Genomic DNA, 17,589 nt, shown 5'->3' with positions numbered 1-17,589 from the left:
CCATGAGCCGCACCGAACGATGCCGGGTCCCGACCAGGACCCGGCATCACCGCTACGGCACCTCTCAGCAAGCCGTCGCCACGACGCCGTCCCTCACCCCGCCGCCACCGTCACCGGCGCGAACCGCCGACTCCAGTCACCGGGCAACTCCGAAATCCCGTAGGTCATGACCGAGTTGAAGGCGACGGACGCCAGCCCGCGCTCCTTCACCCACATCAGCAGCTCCTCGTGCCGCACGTCGATGTCGGTACGCAGCTTGAGGTCGGTGTGGGCGGCCAACGAGGCGATGAGTGCCTTCGCCGTCTCCGTGTCCCGGGCGATCAGCGGTCCCACGACATGGTTGTCCATGTTGGGCCACGCGCCCGCGTACCCGATGATCCGGCCGTTCTCCTCGGCGACCCGCAACTGGTCGGCGAAGGCGGGCAGGCGCGTCACGATGTGCGTGCGATCGGCGCCGAAGACCTCCGCGTCGAGCCGGAGGATGGCGGTGAGGTCCTCTGCGGTCGCCGCGCGCGTGACGACGGCGGGCTCGTATCCGGGGGCCGTGAAGTGGCCCCGCACCATCTCCGCCCGGCCGGTGACCTTGAAGCCGAGTTCCTCGTAGAGCGGGCGGCCGTTGGGCGTCGCATGCAGAGTCAGCGGGGTGGTGCTCATCGCCGCGATCACGTGATGCATCAGTCGGCGGCCGATGCCTCGGCGTGCATGCCGTTCGGCGACCAGGACCATGCCGATGGCCCCCAGATCGGGGCGGTCCTGCGACCCGTACTCGGTGACGACGCAGGCGCTGACGAGGCCGCCGTCGGGGTCGTCGATGCCGTATCCCTTCCCGGAGGCGAGGAGGAAGCCCCACTTGTGCTCCTCGCGTGGCCACCCCCGGTCCTCGGACAAGTCGGCGCAGGCGACGAGATCGCGCAGCGTCAGTCGGCGGATGGGCGGATCAGTGAGGGAAGGTGTCGACACGCAGGTCAGGCTGTCTGACGGGCGCACTCGGCGTCCACCTGTTTCCGGTGAGACGTACGAGGTTTTGGCCATGTCATGGCCGACTGCACAGCGCCTCGACAGACGGTCCGTGTTTCACGTGAAACATGAGAGAACGGTCGGCATCCGACGGTCTTGCGAAGCGCCGCCGGCGGCCTCTCCTAAGGCGGTGTCTTCGTCAAGGCGCTTGGGGGATCCTCGTCGAGGTGCCGTCAACCGCCCCGGCTAGCCTCGGGAACCATGGCCAGACTTCATCTCTTCGACCTCGACGGCACACTGCTGTACGGCACTTCCTCGCCTGTGGAGATCTCCCGACAACTAGGGCTGGAAGCCGAGGCCGTGGCACTCGACCAGGCGATCTCGACGGGGCTGATACAGCCGCCCGAGTACGCCGCGCGGGTGCGCGAACTGTGGGCGGAGCTCACCGAGGTCCATGTGGCGGCCGCTTTCGAGGGCGCTCCGTGGCTCGCCCGCATTCGTGACGTCTGGGAGGAGATCCGGGAGAACGGCGACTACTGCGCCGTCATATCGCTCTCGCCGACCTTCTTCGTCGAGCGGCTCACCACCTGGGGTGCCCACGCGGCATACGGATCGCGCTTTCCCGCCGTGCCGTTCACTGAGCCGGTGGATCCGGCCGGGGTGCTGAGCGCCGCGGCCAAGGTCCTCATCGCCGACCGGCTGTGCGAGGAGTTCGGAGTGAGCCGGGCCGATTGCATTGCCTATGGGGACTCGTCCTCGGACAAGGATCTCTTCAGCACGGTGCCGGTCTCGGTCGCGGTCAATGCGGACCGTCATCTGTCCGGTCTCGCGACGCACGCCTACACGGGCAGAGATCTGTGGGATGCCTATGAATTGGTGCGCCACGCCCGGTAGTTGAGGCAACTGATGGTTCGCTCCTCGCCTCATTCGTGGGGGAGGGAGGGGGGACTTGTGTGCGGAGCGCTGACCGGTAGGGTCGACTCCGGTTCTCGTCCGGCGTGACGTGCGCAGACCCTGCACATGCCCTGCCCGGACCGTGAACAAGGCAAGCCAGCCTAATGGGACGGAGAGATCGAAGACCCGCGTTTTCGGTTATGCGGCCGGGCGTCCCCACACGGTGGGAGGCTGCGGTCAGAGCACTGCGGCCAATGTCACACTCTCGCCTTACTTGTCCGTATGGAGCGCGAATACGGTTTGAATGTGGCCGCATTGGCCATGGCCATGAACGGGGAAAGCAAGCCGTCCGCGGGGGAAAGCGGGCACATTCCGACCGAGGAAGTGCGCAGACCGACCGAAAGATGTTCGAGGCGAGGCACACCATGGACGCTCCGACCACCGCGTCGGCCGACAACGGCACTTCCGGCGGCGGGGGCGGCTGGTTCGCGCCCCACAAGCAGCCGGAGCCGACACCGGGCAGCGAGCAGGAGACGGCCGAGGGCAGCCGCCTGGCGGCGCTGCGCCCGGTCGGCAGGACCCCACAGGGCGCCGACACGGCCCCACCGGCACAGGACGCCCCGCTGCCCGCCCCAGCCCCGACACCCGCCCCCGCGCCACCGCCCGAGTACGCCGCGCCGCCTGCCTCGGCCGAGCAGGCGCACCCGACAGCGATCCCCACCTCGCACGCGATACCGCACCACGGGCCGACGGAACCCCCGCCCCCGGAGCAGCGTGTACCCCCGCAGCGCGCCAACCCGGCGCAGGCCCAGCAGGCTTCCCCGGACGCGATCCTCATCCGCCGGACCATGGCGGAGGTCGCCCCCGTGGCCGACAAGGTCACCTCGTACTTCTACGCGCTCCTCTTCGTCCGCCACCCCGACCTGCGCTCGCTCTTCCCCGCCGCGATGGACACCCAGCGGGACCGGTTGCTCAAGGCGCTGCTCACCGCGGCGGAGCACATCGACAACACCCCCGTCCTCGTCGACTATCTGCAGAACCTCGGACGCGGCCACCGCAAGTACGGCACCCGGGCCGAGCACTACCCGGCCGTCGGTGAGTGCCTCATCGGTGCGCTGAGCAAGTACGCGGGGAACATCTGGGATCCGGAGCTGGAGGCGGCCTGGGTCCGGACGTACACGACGATCTCGCAGGTGATGATCGACGCGGCGGCCACGGACGAACTGCGTGCTCCTGCCTGGTGGTACGCCGAGGTCGTGGCGCACGACCTCAGGACACCGGACGTCGCGGTCGTCACCGTCCGCCCGGACCAGCCCTATCCCTTCCTCGCCGGCCAGTACACGAGCCTGGAGACGCCGTGGTGGCCGCGGATCTGGCGGCACTACTCCTTCGCCTCGGCGCCCCGCTCCGACGGCCTGCTGTCGTTCCACGTGAAGGCCGTCCCGGCGGGCTGGGTCTCCAACGCCCTGGTCCACCGCGCCCGCCCCGGCGACATCCTCCGGCTCGGTCCTCCGGCCGGTTCGATGACCGTGGACCACACCACCGACAGCGGACTTCTCTGTCTGGGCGGCGGTACCGGCATAGCGCCCATCAAGGCACTGGTCGAGGACGTGGCCGAACACGGCGAGCGGCGGCCGGTCGAGGTGTTCTACGGCGCTCGCACCGACCACGACCTGTACGACATCGACACCATGCTCAGGCTCCAGCAGTCCCACCCGTGGCTCTCGGTCCGCGCGGTCATCGACCAACTGGCGCGTGTCCAGCTCCCCGACGCCATCCGCCAGTACGGCCCCTGGAACGAGTACGACGCCTTCGTCTCGGGCCCGCCCGGGATGATCCGCAACGGTGTGCACACCCTGAGGGACATCGGCATTCCGCCGAACCGCATACGTCACGACTCCGTGGAGGAGCTCGTCGTGATCGGGGACTGATCTCAGCCCAGGTCGGGGGCGTGCATGGCACGGACGCCCTCGATGTTCCCGTCCAGGTAGTGCCGCAGGGACAGCGGGACGAGATGGACGGAGGCGATCCCGACACGGGTGAACGGCACCCGCACGATCTCGTACTCACCGATGGGTTCGTCGATTTCGGGGCCGTGCCGCAGCGAGGTGTCCATGGACTCCAGACGGCAGACGAAGAAGTGCTGGACCTTCACCCCGGTCGCGGCGGCGTCCTCGCCGATGTGCTCGACGGTGTCGACGAAGCAGGGCACCACGTCGGTGATCTTGGCGCCGAGTTCCTCGTACACCTCGCGGTGCAGCGCGTCGACGACAGTCGCGTCGGTCGGCTCGACTCCACCACCGGGCGTGAGCCAGTAGGGATCCATGCCGGGTTTGGTGCGCTTGATCAGGATCAGGTCGTCGCCATGCAGGAGAACGGCACGTGCGGTGCGCTTGACCACGGGTCGGACGGTCATGGGTGAAATGTGGCCCGGTTGGTTCCACGTGAAACATCGCGAACGGTCATCGGCCGAACTCACCCGGTGACCAGAGGAAAAGCGCAGGTCAGCACCAGTCCGTAGCCGCGTGCAGCAGCCAGTCGTGTGCGCGCGCGATGTGCGGCATCGCCAGCGTGCCGGTACGGACCACCAGGAAGTACGTCCGCAGGGGCGGAACCGCCGGATGGTGCAGGGCGACGACGTCGCCGCGCTCCAGGGCGGATGCGCACAAATAGCTGGGCAGCACCGCGAGCCCGGCACCCGCCGCCGCGCAGGCGAGCGCCGCGCGCAGATCGGGGACGATGACGGTGCCGGGGGCGGCCGGACGGGAGTCGAAGACGGAAGCCCAGTAGCGCGAGACGAACGGCAGCGACTCGTGCACCTCGATCACCGGGAGGTTCTCCAGGGCGGGCGCTCCCTTGCGGCGCGTGGTCCCGGTATTGATCCGCTTCGCCCAGCGCGGGGAGGCGACCAGGACGTGCACTTCGTCGCAGAGCGCAGTCGCCGTAAGCAGAGAGCCGCGTGGACGGGCCGTGGTGATGGCCAGATCGTGATGCCCGGCGGCCAGCCCTTCCATGGTTTCCTCGGCGTTCCCGAAGGAGGCCCGCAGCGCGAAGCCCTGGCCGTCCTCGCCGGTCAGCTCGGTGAGCGCGGGCAGGGCCCGTTCAGCGACGAACTCGGGGGGCCCGGCGAGGTGGAGGGTTCGTAAAGAGGACTCGTCGTCGAGGCCGGTCTCGGTGATCTCCACCAGGGCGTCCAGATGCGGCGCGGCCTTGTGGGCGAGCTCGTCGCCGATGGTCGTCGGGGTCACCCCGCGGGCCTGTCGCAGGAACAGAGGGCGGCCCAACTGCCGCTCCAGCGTACGGATCTGCGAGGTCACGGCCGGTTGGGAGAGGCCGAGCAGCGCGGCGGCGCGAGTGAAGGAGCCGGCCCGGTGCACGGTCACGAAGGTCCGCAGCAAGGCCAGATCCATGCCGCGCCCTCCCCTTCAGTGCCTGCTCCCGGCCCCCGGCCGCGCCCCAACTATAAATATGTCGATAGGTTGCTGTCGCTACTGTGATTGGACACTGACGCAGAGTCAACTAGCCTTGCTTGCGCGGTTCTTCGCGCGCGGAACCGAGGACGGTCCGAGCCACGAGGGGGGAGGCTCGGACCGTCCGTTGTGCGTAGCCGGACACCCGCGCACGGGCAGAACATGGTGTCAGTGCGCCGACTCGTCCAGCGCACGCAGCACATCCGCCACCAGATCCTCCGGGTCCTCGGCGCCGACCGAGAAGCGGACGAAGCCGTCCGGCACGGCGTCCCCGCCCCAGCGCCCACGCCGCTCGGCCGTGGAACGCACTCCGCCGAAGCTCGTCGCGTCGTCCACGAGCCGCAGCGCGTCGAGGAAACGCTCGGCACGCTCCCGCGAAGGCAGCGTGAAGGAGACCACGCAGCCGTAGCGCCGCATCTGCTGCGAGGCGACCTTGTGCGAGGGATCGTCGGGCAGTCCCGGATACCGCAGCCCCGTGACGTCCGGGCGCCTCTTCAGGGCCTCGGCGAGCACGAGCGCGGTCGCGTTCTGCCGGTCTACCCGCAACTGGAGCGTGGCGATCGAGCGGTGCGCGAGCCAGGCCTCCATGGGGCCCGGGATCGCCCCGACGATCTTGCGCCAGCGCCGTACGGCGGTCATCGCCTCGCCGTCGCGCCCGGTGACGTATCCCAGGAGGACGTCCCCGTGCCCCGTGAGCTGCTTGGTGCCGCTGGCCACCGAGAAGTCGGCGCCGAGCTCCAGGGGGCGCTGTCCGAGCGGCGTCGCGAGGGTGTTGTCGACGGCGACGAGGGCGCCACGCGCGTGTGCCGCCTCGACGAGCCGCCGGATGTCGCACACGTCGAGCCCGGGGTTCGACGGCGACTCGATCCACAGCAGCTTCGCGCCGTCCAGCACCTCCAGCTGGGCGTCGCCGCCGGTCGGCGCGGTCCGTACCTCGATGCCGTACGCCTCGAGCTGCGCGCGCACCAGGGGCAGCACCTGGTAGCCGTCGTTCGGCAGGACGACCGTGTCCCCGGCGCGCAGCTGGGAGAAGAGCACCGAGGAGATGGCGGCCATGCCCGAGGCGAACACGAGCGTCTGGAGGCCGTCCCGCCCGGGAGCCTCCAACTCGCCGATGGCGCGCTCCAGGAGAGTCCAGGTGGGGTTCTCGTCCCGGCCGTAGGTGTACGGGCCGCCCACCTCGCCCGGCAGATGGAAGTGGGCGGCGAAAGCCGGACCGGGCAGGGTGGGTTCGTTCCTGACCGGCTCGGGCAGTCCCGCCCGTACCGCGCGCGTGCCCTCGCCGTTGCCCTCGGTCGACTCGCTCATGCCACTCGTCCTTCCGCGTCCTCGCGTACCGCGGCGAGCAGACCCTCGCTCGCCGACTCCACCATCTCAAGGCACTCCTCGAACCCGTCCATCCCCCCGTAATAAGGGTCCGGTACGTCGAGGTCGTCGCCCGCGGCCGGGTCGTAGGAGCGCAGGAGCCGCACCTTCGCCGCGTCCTGCGGGGTGGGCGCGAGGCGGCGCAGGGCCTTGAGGTGGCCGCGGTCGAGGGCGATGACGAGGTCGAGGCGGGAGAACCACGACGGCTGGAACTGGCGGGCCGTGTGGGCGCCGTCGTAGCCGTGCGCCTCGAGGACCGACACGGTGCGCGGGTCGGCGCCGTCGCCCTCGTGCCAGCCGCCCGTGCCGGCGCTGTCGACCTCGACCAGGCCGTCGAGCCCGTCCTCCGCCACGCGGGCGCGGAAGACGGACTCGGCCATCGGCGAGCGGCAGATGTTGCCGGTGCAGACGAAACAGACGCGGTACGTCACGAGGGGCTCAGTCCCCGTCGGGCAGGACGACGTTGAGCGCCCAGGACACGATCGAGATGATCAGGCCGCCGAGCACCGCGGTCCAGAAGCCGTCGACGTGGAAGCTCAGGTCGACCTTGTCGGCCAGCCACGAGGTCAGCATCAGCATCAGCGCGTTGACGACCAGGGTGAACAAACCGAGGGTCAGGATCAGCAGCGGGAGGCTGAGGAGCTGGACGACCGGCTTGACCAGGAAGTTCACGATGCCGAAGATCAGCGCGACGAGGATCAGGGTGCCGATCTTCTTGCCCGTGCTGTCACCGGTCAGGGTGATCTTGTCCAGCAGCCAGACGGCGACCGCCAGGGCGCCCGCGTTGGCGATCGTCTTGACTACGAAATTCTTCATGTGTCTGATCGTGGCAGAAGAGGTCGGCGATCAGCAGTGTGACGAGGGCGGACAAGGGCGATGAAGGCATTCCGGCTGGACGAACTGGAGGCGGAACGCGCCGCCAACGACGGCGCCTACCTGCAGTTTCTGCGTGAGCGGAGCATGTCGGTCGGGCTGTACGCGCTGGATGCCGGTGAGCATGATCCACAGAAGCCGCACAATCAGGACGAGGTCTACTTCGTTGTGAGCGGCCGCGCCGCGATCACCGTGGGCATGGAGACCACCCAGGTCGCGCGCGGCAGCGTGGTCTACGTACCGGCCGGCGTCGCCCACAAGTTCCACCACATCAGCGAGGACCTGCGGGTCGTCGTGGTGTTCTCTCCGCCCGAGAGCTGACCCGGCACCCCGGGATTCCCTAGGGGATCAGTCAGGGGAGGACAAGGGGTGCGAGGCCCCCGCCGGGGCCCCTCCCCGCCCTAGCATCGAGTGCAGGACACCAGAAGGATCCGGCATCACGAGCCCGGGTCTTCGACCGGACCCGGCACGAGCGACGGGCAGAGAGACAAGGACGAGAGCAATGGGAGATTTCTTCGCGGGACTGCCCTGGTGGGTGAAGTGGATCGCGGTGCCGGTCATCGCCCTGGTCGTGTTCGGCGGGCTGATAGCCAGCGTCGTCGGGTTCGTCATCGGGCTGCTGTTCAAGCTGCTGGTCTTCGTGGCCCTGGTCGGCGGACTGGTCTACGTGGTGCGCAAGTTCATGTCGAGTTCCTCGTCGCGCGGCGACTGGTGACGCGGGCGGCAACCGGCGGGCGGCACCGGTGATCGGTAACAGGAATCGCCGGTTCCCTCGGGTGGGGGAAGTTTCGGTACAGGTCGAGTGCGAGCGGTGACGGACGGTTAAAGTCCGGAATTCGACGCGGGGACGATCCCCCGCGAGCGGCGCACACCCCCTCCCGTGTCCCCCCGCACGGGCGGCCCCCTCGCGCTTCGGGAGTGACCCTTGCCCACGGTTGACACCGCACCCGCGGAACGCCTCGCAGCCCCCGCACCGGCCCGGGCGGCGGTCCCTTCGCCGGAGCCCCGACTCCGGCCGCCGGAGCAGCCCGCAGCCGCCAACCGGTCCCGCCCGGGGACACCCCCGGCAGCGGCATCGAACCCGGCACCGAGAGCAGTCTCCGCAGACTCCTCGGAGTCACCTCACTCCACGACCCTCATCGGCTCCGTCCAGCGCGCGATGCGCCTGCTGGAATCCGTCGCCGAGCACGAACACGGCGCCCCCGCCAAACAACTGGCCCGCGAGACCGGCCTCGCCCTGCCCACGGCCTACCACCTGCTGCGCACCCTGGTCCACGAGGGGTATCTGCGCAGGGACAGGGGCCTGTTCTTCCTCGGCGAGGCAGCCGAACGGCTGAGCAGCAGCGGAGCACAGGAGAAACGTCGCAGCACAATCGCCGAGACACTGGCCCACTGGCGCGACGCCATCGGCGTACCCGTCTACTACGCGATCTACCGGGACGGCGAGATCGAGGTCATGTGCGTCTCCGACACCGCGGCCAACCCGGCGGTCGAGGAATGGGCCGACTTCCGCGAGACGGCGCACGCGCACGCCATCGGCCAGTGCCTGCTCTCCCAGCTCGACGAGGACGCCCGCCGCGACCACCTGGACCGCTACCCCGTACAGGCCATCACCCCGTACACCGTGCGGGACAACCACACGCTGCTGCGACGTCTGGACCGGACGCGGCGGATGGAACCGGTCTTCGAACGGCAGGAGTACGCGCTGGGCACGGTCTGCGCGGCGATTCCGATCACCATGGGCACCACCGCCGCGACGATGGCCATCTCGCTGCCCGCCCACCAGGCCGACCGACTGGCGGCCGCCACCCGTCAGCTGCAGAGCGAGGTCGGACGCCTCCTCGGGTCACTGGCGATCTCTATCAGTATCTGAAAACTCACTCCTTGTGATCTCTCGTGTACTTTCAGCAAACTTCCATCACAGTCAAAGGGATCATTCCCGGCCAGTCGACGGCAGATGACGGGGTAGACGATGGGTGAGTCGGTACAGGCAGAGGTCATGATGAGCTTTCTCGTGTCCGAGGAGCTCGCCTTCCGCATCCCGGTGGAGCTGCGCTACGAGACCTGCGATCCCTACGCCGTGCGGCTCACCTTCCACCTCCCCGGTGACGCGCCGGTGACCTGGGCTTTCGGGCGTGAGCTGCTGATCGACGGCGTGGGGCGGCCGTGTGGGGACGGGGATGTGCGCATCGCGCCCGCCGAGGCGGACACGCTGGGTGAGGTCCTGATCCGCCTTCAGGTCGGTGTCGACCAGGCGCTGTTCCGCTCCTCGGCGGCGCCGCTCATCGCTTTCCTCGACCGCACCGACAAGTTGGTGCCGCTGGGCCAGGAGGGTGCGCTCGCCGACTTCGACGCCCACCTCGATGAGGCCCTGGACCGGATTCTGGCGGAGGAACAGAGCGCGGGCTGAAGCGTTACGGCCATGAGGGGGGCGTAACGCTTCAGCGCGGGCGTGGGGCCCGCGCAGGAACGCTTCTCCTCCGGCGGGGCCTGGGGCATGCCACAGCGGCTGTACGTCGCCGTACAGCCCTTCCTACGGCGACGCGGGCGCCGACGTCAGCGCTTGCGCCGCCGCCCGTGCCCACCTCGTGCCGCCGTCGGCTGGGTGCCGGCCGACATCGACTGGGCTCCCGCCGGAGCCGGCCGACCGCCCGCCGGTGCCGTCCCGGAGCCAGCGGGTGCAGGCCGGTCGGCCGCCACCACCAGGGCCGCGAGGGCGGTCGTCACCGGCACGGACGCGACCAGGCCGATCGATCCAACCAGCGTGCGCACGATCTCCTCGGCGACGAGCTCGCTGTTGGCGACGGTCCCCACGCTGCTCTGTGCGATGGAGAAGAGCAGCAGCAGCGGCAGGGCGGCGCCCGCGTAGGCGAGGACGAGCGTGTTGACGACGGACGCGATGTGGTCGCGGCCGATGCGGATGCCCGCGCGGTACAGATCGCGCCAGCCCATCGACGGATTGGCCTCGTGCAGCTCCCAGACCGCCGACGTCTGGGTGACCGTCACATCGTCGAGGACACCGAGCGAACCGATGATGACACCGGCGAGCAGCAGACCGCTCATGTCGATCGACGGGTACAGGCCGTGGATCAGGCCGGTGTTGTCGTCCGTGTTGCCGGTGAGCGCGGCCCAGTCGATGAACAGCGAGCCGAGCACGCCGATCAGCAGCAGCGAGATCAGCGTGCCGAGCACGGCCACGGATGTTCTCGCCGACAGTCCATGGCACAGATACAGGGCGATCAGCATGATGGCGCTCGCCCCGACCACGGCCACGACCAGCGGGTTCGAGCCCTGCAGGATCGCGGGCAGGATGAAGAAGTTCAGGATCATGAAGCTGATGGCCAGCGCGACCAGCGCCATGACGCCCCGCAACCGCCCGACGACCACGACGGCGAGTGCGAAGATGCCGGCGAGCAGCGCCATGGGGAGCCTGCGGTTCACGTCGGTGACCGAGTACTGCAGGTCCTTGGGAGCGGAGGGCTCGTAGGCGACCACGACCTTCTCGCCCTGGTCCAACTGCCGTGACTGGTCCGGCTGCACGATCTCGGTGAACGTACGGCCCTTGTCGTCGCCGGTGTCGACGCGGATCGTCGCCTTCTTGCAGTCGCCGTCGGCCTGCTGCTGGGCGGAGGAGCCCTCGGCGGTGGAGGTGTCGCCGGTCGGGGTCTCGCCCGAGGCGTTGACCGACTTGCAGCTCACGCTCACGACCTTGGTGACCGTGGCCTGCTGGGTCTGCCGGTCGAAGCCGACGCCGGTGCGCTCATGACCCGGCGCGCCCCCCGGCCACAGCACGACGAGCCCGACGATCACGGCGACGCCGAAGGGGATGAGGATCGCGGCGATGACCTTGCGCAGGTGCTTGGAGACGGGGGCCGCCGGGCCGTGACTGTGGCTGTGCGAATGACCGTGTCCGCCGCCACCGCCACCGCCACCGCCGGTGCCACCGACTGTGCCCCCGCCACCGGAACCGGGGCCATGCCCATGCCTGTGCCCGCCATCGCCACCGGCCTCGTGCCCGTGGCCGCCGGAACCGGTCCCCTGCTCGAACCGGCCGCCCGATCCGGGCTCCTGGCCGAACCCGTCACCGGTGCCGTTTCCCTGCTCGTACCAGTCGCCGGAGCCCGGGCCCGGGCCGTACCCGCCGCCCTGCCCGTCGGCGGGTCCGGGTCTGTTGCCGGGCCCGTTGCCGGAGCCGGGCCTGCGAGGAGGCTCGGGCGGTGGGAACGGGGGCTGATGTGTCGTGGTCACCGACCGATCATCGCAAGAACGACAGGGGCCCTCTGTTCACCGCGCCCGAATTGACGCTAGCGTGGGGGCACCTTTGTACACGCGGGAGCTCGGAGCACCGGGCTGAGAGGGCGCTGACCTCCGTCCCAGCGATGTTTCACGTGGAACATCGTCACCAGCGAGTGACGTTCCACACGAAACGTCGGCAGACGGAAGCCGCTGCGTCGACCGCCGAACCTGTTACCGGGTAATGCCGGCGTAGGGAGTAGGTCTCATGACCATCAAGGACGCGCGCACGCCTGCCTTCAGCCAGGACGAAAAGCCCATTCAGGGCGAACAGTCCGCGGAGGTCGGGAAGTCCATCGGCTGGCACAAGGCGTATGTCGAGGGCTCGCGCCCCGATGTGCGGGTGCCGGTCCGTCAGGTGCACCTCACCAACGGGCAGTCGGTCACGCTGTACGACACATCGGGTCCGTACACCGATCCCCTGGTCGATACCGACGTCCGGCGGGGTCTGGCTCCGCTCCGGGAGAACTGGATCATCGCCCGCGGCGACACCGAGGAGTACGCGGGCCGTCCCGCCCGCCCCGAGGACGACGGCATCAAGCACACCTCGCCGCGGGGCGGCAACCTCCGCAACCTCGACGCGGTCTTCCCCGGGCGGCCCCGGCTACCGCGCCGTAGCCGCGACGGTGGAGCGGTCACGCAGCTCGCCTACGCGCGCCGAGGCGAGATCACGCCGGAGATGGAGTACGTGGCCCTGCGGGAGAACCTGGCCCCCGAAGTCGTCCGGGAGGAGATCGCGGCGGGCCGCGCGGTCCTCCCGGCCAACGTCAACCACCCCGAGATCGAGCCGATGATCATCGGCAAGCGGTTCCTGGTGAAGGTCAACGCCAACATCGGCAACTCCGCGGTGACCTCCTCCATCGAGGAGGAGGTCGAGAAGATGACCTGGGCGACCCGCTGGGGCGCCGACACGGTCATGGATCTGTCCACCGGCCGCAACATCCACACCACGCGCGAGTGGGTGCTGCGCAACTCCCCCGTCCCCATCGGTACGGTGCCGCTCTACCAGGCACTGGAGAAGGTGGACGGCAAGGCCGAGGAACTGACCTGGGAGATCTACAAGGACACGGTCATCGAGCAGGCCGAGCAGGGCGTGGACTATATGACGGTCCACGCGGGCGTCCGCCTGCCGTACGTACCGCTGACGGCCAACCGCAAGACGGGCATCGTCTCGCGCGGTGGCTCGATCATGGCGGCCTGGTGTCTCGCGCACCACAAGGAGTCGTTCCTCTACGAGAACTTCGAGGAACTCTGCGAGATCCTCGCCGCCTACGACGTCACGTACTCGCTCGGTGACGGCCTCCGGCCGGGTTCGATCGCGGACGCCAACGACGAGGCGCAGTTCGCGGAGTTGAGGACGCTCGGGGAACTCAACACGATCGCGAAGCGCTTCCATGTACAGACCATGATCGAGGGCCCTGGGCACGTCCCGATGCACAAGATCAAGGAGAACATCGACCTTCAGCAGGAGATCTGCGAGGAGGCACCGTTCTATACGCTCGGCCCGCTGACCACGGACATCGCCCCGGCCTACGACCACATCACCTCAGGCATCGGTGCCGCGATGATCGCGTGGTGGGGCACGGCGATGCTCTGCTACGTCACGCCCAAGGAGCACTTGGGCCTGCCCAACCGTGACGACGTGAAGACAGGCGTCATCACCTACAAGATCGCGGCCCATGCGGCGGACCTCGCCAAGGGACACCCTGGCGCACAGGAGTGGGACGACGCGCTGTCGGACGCCCGCTTCGAGTTCCGCTGGGAGGACCAGTTCAACCTCGCCCTCGACCCCGACACGGCCCGTGAGTTCCACGACGAGACACTCCCGGCCGAGCCGGCCAAGACGGCCCACTTCTGCTCCATGTGCGGACCCAAGTTCTGCTCCATGAAGATCTCTCAGGACATCCGCCGCCGGCATGGCGGGAACCAGGAGGAGATCGAGGAGGGCATGGCCCAGAAGTCGAAGGAGTTCGCGGCGGCGGGGAACCGGGTGTATCTGCCGCTCGCCGACTGAGCCGAGGCCCGTCGGGGAGTGCGGGAGGCGCAGGTCGTCCGGTGCCCGTGCGGCGCCGGACAACCGGCTTGCGCGCCCCCGGAAGCGGGTTTCCCCGCGAGGAGGGGCGCAAGCCGGAGGCTACTCCGGCTGGTGTTCCGGGCCGCCGAAGTCCGGGCTGGTGTAGTCCGGGCTCGTGAAACTGGGCCGGGGGCCGGTGGAGCCGTCGTCCGGGCTGCTGAAACCCGGGCGGCCGTAGCCGAGGTTCGGCATACGGCTGGTCGGCGCGGGCCGTGCGGGGCGGTGCAGCGCGGTCGCCGTGCCGGGGTCGGCCAGCGCGTCCCGCAGGAAGGGCAGGACACCCCGCTCCAGCAGGGCCTCGCGCCAGGCTTCCCTGGCCCGGGCCACCTCCCCGCTCAGCTCGCCGTACGGCCCGGTGTCCAGCGAGGGCCGGTTGCGCAGGGCGGTGAGCAGGAGACCGACCGCGGCGACCAGGATCGCGACCGCGGTCACCGCGCCGAACACCCAACCGGTGGTCAGCATCGTCTGGGCGAACGCCGGCTGGGGGTCCAGCATTTTCAGGATGTACCCCACCAGCAGGAAGATCGCCGCGGCAGTTCCGGCGAGGACAGGAGTCAGGACCGCGGCGACGGCGACGGCGCCCGCGCCGGCGGTCTCGGCGACCTCTCCCATGGTGGCGGCGAGCCCCACCGCGCCCGAGCCCGGCTCCGCGGAGCCGGTTTCACGGACGGACGACGGGGTGGACGGCGCCGGCTGGCGCAGTTCCTCGCGGACCTTCACGTAGTGCTGGTATTCGGTCGCCGCGGCCGCCGTGATGATCGCCGTGGCGTTGAGCGCCATGGTGCGCAGCTGTTCGGGATTGAGCCGCTGTCCCACAGCGGCCAGTTCCGGGCGGTGTGGGGCGGAGCGCAGCGCCTCATCGAGGATCCGCTCGTACTCCTGGCGGTCCTCGATCAGCAGGTGCTGCGGAACGCTGTTCATGTGCATCCCCCGATGCTCCGTAGGGCTTGGGGCTCGCATGACTGTGAGCCGTCGGGCAGAAACGGAGGGGAGCCTGCTACGGATAAGCCGATGGTAGAGCGGTGACGGCACACGGTGACAGGGGGTTTCCAGAAATTGGGCCCTGGCCTGCGTCGTTTCTTGCTCGGTCCGTCGTGGGGGATCGCTTGCCCCGTGAACGTTCAGATATCCAGCGGCAGTTGCTGGACCAGCAGCTTTCCGGCCATGGTCACACCGCCGTCCATCGCGATGGCCAGCCCCTCGGCGTAGACGTGCGGTCCCTCGACCAGCGGACCCGACGAGTCCTCGCCGTCCTCCGAGCCGACCTCGCCCAGCAGGTAGGGGATCGGGCTGTGACCGTGAACGATCCGCGTGCCGCCGTACGTGTCGAGCAGGGACCGCACATGGTCGGCGCCGCCCTCGTCGCGGAAGGAGAAGCGCTTGGTGAACTTGCGGAACAGATCCCACACCTCGTCCGCGTCGTTGCGCGTGATCGTCTCGCGGACGGTGTCGTTGACCGCCTCGATCGAGTCGCCGTAGTCGAGGTAGGCGGTGGTGTCCGAGTGGACGAGCAGGTGCCCGTCGACCTCCTCCATGGCGTCGAGGCGGGCCATCCACTGGAGGTGGTGGTCCTGGAGACGGTCCATGTCGGTCTTCTGCCCGCCGTTGAGCAGCCAGGCCGCCTGGAAGGTGGCGGTGCCCGCTCCGGAGTTGACGGGGGTGTCGCCGAACCGCTTGGCGCCGAGGAGCAGCAGCTCGTGGTTGCCCATGAGGGCCTTGCAGTAGCCGCCGGCCGCGGCGGCCTCGGCGGACAGGCGCATCACGAGGTCGATGACGCCGATGCCGTCCGGCCCGCGGTCGGTGAAGTCGCCGAGGAACCACAGCCGGGCGGTGCCCGCGCACCAGTTGCCCGCCGCGTCGACGAGACCCTTCTCCTGGAGCGCCGCCACCAGCTCGTCGAGATAGCCGTGGACGTCACCGACGACGAACAGCGCGCCCGGCCCGACAACGGCCTGCGGGACCGCCGCGGGGTCGACGGCCACCTGAAGCGTGTCACCCCGGTTGACGACCGGCAGGTTGCGCTCGGTGGGCGTGTACCCCTCCGGGTACTCCGCCTCGTGCGCCGGTACGACGTCGCCGGGGTGCGCGCTGTGGCCGTACGGGCCGGTCTCGTGGACGTACGCGGGCACCCGGAAGTCGCGCAACGTCGCCGTCCGCTCCGCCTCGGGTCCCTGACCGGCCCCCTGAGTCATCAGACCCCTCCACCATCACGCCGCATCTGCACCGCTTCGGACTGCCTGGTCGCAGCGGCCCGCGGTGTCGTGGGCCCATCATAGGAATGCGGATCGCGCCATGTGATGACCCAGGGGTGGTGAATCGGAGCAAGACTCCTGTTCACCGCGGCTTTCGCCCCGATTGGGCAGGGCCTGTGCCGCCTGCTGACGGCCCTCGTCCTACTTCTCCTCGGGCGACCGGGGCGGACTGACGGTCGTCCGGGGAGGACGGCGCTGGGACGAGGTGCGCACGATCAACTCCGTCGGTATCACCTGCTCGACCGGTTGGTCCGATTCGACCCCCTCGATGGCGTCGATGAGGAGCTGGACCACGGCCGTGCCGATACGCCTCGGCTTCAGCGAGAGCGTGGTGATGGGCGGTTCGGTGCTGGCGTACACGGTGGACTCGCTGCAGCAGACCAGAAGCAGGTCGTCCGGTACCCGCAGCCCGTAGCGACGGGCGGCGGCGAGCAGATCGGTGCCGTTCGGGTCGAACAGCCCGTAGACCGCGTCGGGGCGGTCCGGCCGGGCCAGCAGCCGGTCGGCGGCGACGGCGCCCGCGCACGGATCGTGCGCCGGGTAGGACTCGTACACCGGATCCTGGCCGACCCGCTCGCACCAGCGCAGATACGCCGTGGTGGACAGATGGGTGTAGGTGTCCGTCGACGTCCCGGTCAGCAGGCCGATGCGGCGGGCGCCGGCGTCGGCCAGGTGGTCGAGGATGCCGAGTACGGCGGCCTCGTGGTCGTTGTCGACCCACGCGGTGACCGGCAGCGAGCCGGCCGGGCGGCCGTCGGAGACGACCGGTAGACCCTGCCGGACGAGTTCGCTGACCACCGGGTCCTGGTCGGACGGGTCGATGACGACCGTCCCGTCCAGGGCGACGTTCGACCACACGTCGTGGCGCGAGGTCGCGGGGAGGATGACGAGCGCGTAGCCCCGGGCGAGCGCCGCCGAGGTGGCGGCCCGGGCCATCTCGGCGAAGTACGCGAACTCCGTGAAGGTGAAAGGTTCATCCCCGTACGTCGTCACGGTGAGGCCGATGAGGCCCGACTTTCCGGTACGGAGGGTTCGGGCGGCCGCCGACGGGCGATAACCCAGCCGGTCGGCGACCTCGCGGACATGGCGGCGGGTGGCGTCCGGAAGCCGCCCTTTGCCGTTGAGGGCGTCAGAGACGGTCGTGATGGAGACTCCGGCGGCGGCGGCAACGTCTCTGATGCCCGCACGGCCCGGCCGGCTGCCTCGACGTGAGGTTTCCGCGCGGCTCACCTGGTGCTTCCCTGCTGCTGTCATGGCGAGCCGATAGTAGGGCTCAGGCGGTGGGGTAGGGCGGGCGCATATGCACGCGTTGACAGGCACGTTTCTGCATGGTCATAACCCGTCAATCTCCTTTGAATTAAAGGGAGTTGAACGATCCAATGGCACTACGTGACTTGTCGACGCGCATGGG

The 17,589-nt window shown here is 69.4% G+C and carries 17 protein-coding genes and 1 riboswitch; of the genes, 7 read left to right on the top strand and 10 right to left on the bottom strand.

Translation table 11 applies throughout. The features are described from left to right. Positions 1 to 93 precede the first annotated feature (93 nt). A complete protein-coding gene (locus tag ACIOHP_RS04830; RefSeq protein WP_401883460.1) occupies positions 94 to 960 on the bottom strand; it encodes a GNAT family N-acetyltransferase in 867 nt (288 codons plus the stop codon). A 258-nt stretch (positions 961 to 1,218) separates the two neighbouring features. Here ACIOHP_RS04830 and ACIOHP_RS04825 point away from each other — a divergent pair, with 258 nt between their 5' ends. Both ACIOHP_RS04825 and ACIOHP_RS04820 read left to right on the top strand, forming a co-directional pair. Next, positions 1,219 to 1,851 (top strand): HAD family hydrolase, encoded by a 633-nt coding sequence (locus ACIOHP_RS04825; protein ID WP_401883457.1) that lies wholly within the window; start codon positions 1,219 to 1,221, stop codon positions 1,849 to 1,851. A 425-nt stretch (positions 1,852 to 2,276) separates the two neighbouring features. After that, positions 2,277 to 3,782 (top strand): globin domain-containing protein, encoded by a 1,506-nt coding sequence (locus ACIOHP_RS04820; protein WP_401883454.1) that lies wholly within the window; start codon positions 2,277 to 2,279, stop codon positions 3,780 to 3,782. A 2-nt stretch (positions 3,783 to 3,784) separates the two neighbouring features. Here ACIOHP_RS04820 and ACIOHP_RS04815 read toward each other — a convergent pair whose 3' ends face one another. The 5 genes from ACIOHP_RS04815 to ACIOHP_RS04795 all read right to left on the bottom strand — a co-directional run bounded on the left by ACIOHP_RS04815 (position 3,785) and on the right by ACIOHP_RS04795 (position 7,502). Continuing rightward, positions 3,785 to 4,267, bottom strand: coding sequence for an NUDIX hydrolase (locus tag ACIOHP_RS04815; RefSeq protein ID WP_327718106.1), 483 nt, complete (start codon positions 4,265 to 4,267; stop codon positions 3,785 to 3,787). Positions 4,268 to 4,355: 88 nt separating this feature from the next. Next, a complete protein-coding gene (locus tag ACIOHP_RS04810) occupies positions 4,356 to 5,261 on the bottom strand; it encodes a LysR family transcriptional regulator (RefSeq protein WP_361558597.1) in 906 nt (301 codons plus the stop codon). Between the two features lie 228 nt (positions 5,262 to 5,489). Continuing rightward, positions 5,490 to 6,629 carry a cystathionine gamma-lyase gene (locus tag ACIOHP_RS04805; RefSeq protein ID WP_401883452.1) on the bottom strand — a complete coding sequence of 380 codons (1,140 nt, stop codon included), beginning with the start codon at positions 6,627 to 6,629 and terminating at the stop codon, positions 5,490 to 5,492. Further along, on the bottom strand, positions 6,626 to 7,117 hold the full coding sequence (locus tag ACIOHP_RS04800) for a low molecular weight protein-tyrosine-phosphatase (RefSeq protein WP_401883450.1): 492 nt from the start codon (positions 7,115 to 7,117) through the stop codon (positions 6,626 to 6,628). Before ACIOHP_RS04800 ends, ACIOHP_RS04805 begins: the two co-directional genes overlap by 4 nt. A gap of 7 nt (positions 7,118 to 7,124) precedes the next feature. After that, complete coding sequence (locus tag ACIOHP_RS04795) at positions 7,125 to 7,502, bottom strand: phage holin family protein (RefSeq protein ID WP_361483759.1); 378 nt, start codon at positions 7,500 to 7,502, stop codon at positions 7,125 to 7,127. 60 nt (positions 7,503 to 7,562) lie between these two features. Between ACIOHP_RS04795 and ACIOHP_RS04790 the strand changes: the two genes are divergently transcribed. The 4 genes from ACIOHP_RS04790 (at position 7,563) to ACIOHP_RS04775 (ending at position 9,969) form a co-directional block, all read left to right on the top strand. Then, a complete protein-coding gene (locus ACIOHP_RS04790) occupies positions 7,563 to 7,880 on the top strand; it encodes a cupin domain-containing protein (protein WP_361483757.1) in 318 nt (105 codons plus the stop codon). A 181-nt stretch (positions 7,881 to 8,061) separates the two neighbouring features. Further along, positions 8,062 to 8,274: a DUF5326 family protein gene (locus ACIOHP_RS04785; protein ID WP_361558607.1), complete on the top strand. Its 213-nt coding sequence runs from the start codon at positions 8,062 to 8,064 to the stop codon at positions 8,272 to 8,274. A gap of 423 nt (positions 8,275 to 8,697) precedes the next feature. Continuing rightward, positions 8,698 to 9,432 carry an IclR family transcriptional regulator gene (locus ACIOHP_RS04780; protein ID WP_401884117.1) on the top strand — a complete coding sequence of 245 codons (735 nt, stop codon included), beginning with the start codon at positions 8,698 to 8,700 and terminating at the stop codon, positions 9,430 to 9,432. 99 nt (positions 9,433 to 9,531) lie between these two features. Beyond that, positions 9,532 to 9,969, top strand: a complete 438-nt coding sequence (locus ACIOHP_RS04775; RefSeq protein WP_351675266.1) for an SsgA family sporulation/cell division regulator — start codon at positions 9,532 to 9,534, stop codon at positions 9,967 to 9,969. 146 nt (positions 9,970 to 10,115) lie between these two features. Here the strand turns inward: ACIOHP_RS04775 and ACIOHP_RS04770 are convergent, their stop codons facing one another. Then, positions 10,116 to 11,807 carry a YibE/F family protein gene (locus ACIOHP_RS04770; RefSeq protein ID WP_401883444.1) on the bottom strand — a complete coding sequence of 564 codons (1,692 nt, stop codon included), beginning with the start codon at positions 11,805 to 11,807 and terminating at the stop codon, positions 10,116 to 10,118. Positions 11,808 to 11,878: 71 nt separating this feature from the next. Further along, a riboswitch (TPP riboswitch) is annotated at positions 11,879 to 12,068 on the top strand. Here ACIOHP_RS04770 and thiC point away from each other — a divergent pair. After that, a complete protein-coding gene (gene thiC / locus ACIOHP_RS04765) occupies positions 12,061 to 13,866 on the top strand; it encodes a phosphomethylpyrimidine synthase ThiC (RefSeq protein ID WP_401883441.1) in 1,806 nt (601 codons plus the stop codon). Its footprint overlaps the riboswitch before it by 8 nt. A 120-nt stretch (positions 13,867 to 13,986) precedes the next feature. On the opposite strand, the gene ACIOHP_RS04760 is transcribed toward thiC, so the two are convergent. The 3 genes from ACIOHP_RS04760 to ACIOHP_RS04750 all read right to left on the bottom strand — a co-directional run bounded on the left by ACIOHP_RS04760 (position 13,987) and on the right by ACIOHP_RS04750 (position 17,432). Next, the gene (locus ACIOHP_RS04760; RefSeq protein WP_351675258.1) at positions 13,987 to 14,853 is read right to left on the bottom strand and encodes a hypothetical protein; all 867 of its coding nucleotides are present in this window, start codon (positions 14,851 to 14,853) and stop codon (positions 13,987 to 13,989) included. Positions 14,854 to 15,047: 194 nt separating this feature from the next. Continuing rightward, a complete protein-coding gene (locus ACIOHP_RS04755) occupies positions 15,048 to 16,118 on the bottom strand; it encodes a metallophosphoesterase (RefSeq protein WP_307028567.1) in 1,071 nt (356 codons plus the stop codon). Between the two features lie 201 nt (positions 16,119 to 16,319). Beyond that, positions 16,320 to 17,432: a LacI family DNA-binding transcriptional regulator gene (locus ACIOHP_RS04750; protein ID WP_266824842.1), complete on the bottom strand. Its 1,113-nt coding sequence runs from the start codon at positions 17,430 to 17,432 to the stop codon at positions 16,320 to 16,322. Between the last annotated feature and the right edge of the window lie 157 nt (positions 17,433 to 17,589).

It is taken from the genome of Streptomyces sp. NPDC087859 (assembly GCF_044742595.1).
GTDB lineage: Bacteria > Actinomycetota > Actinomycetes > Streptomycetales > Streptomycetaceae > Streptomyces > Streptomyces canus_F.
This window is presented reverse-complemented; position numbering and strand designations above follow the sequence as displayed.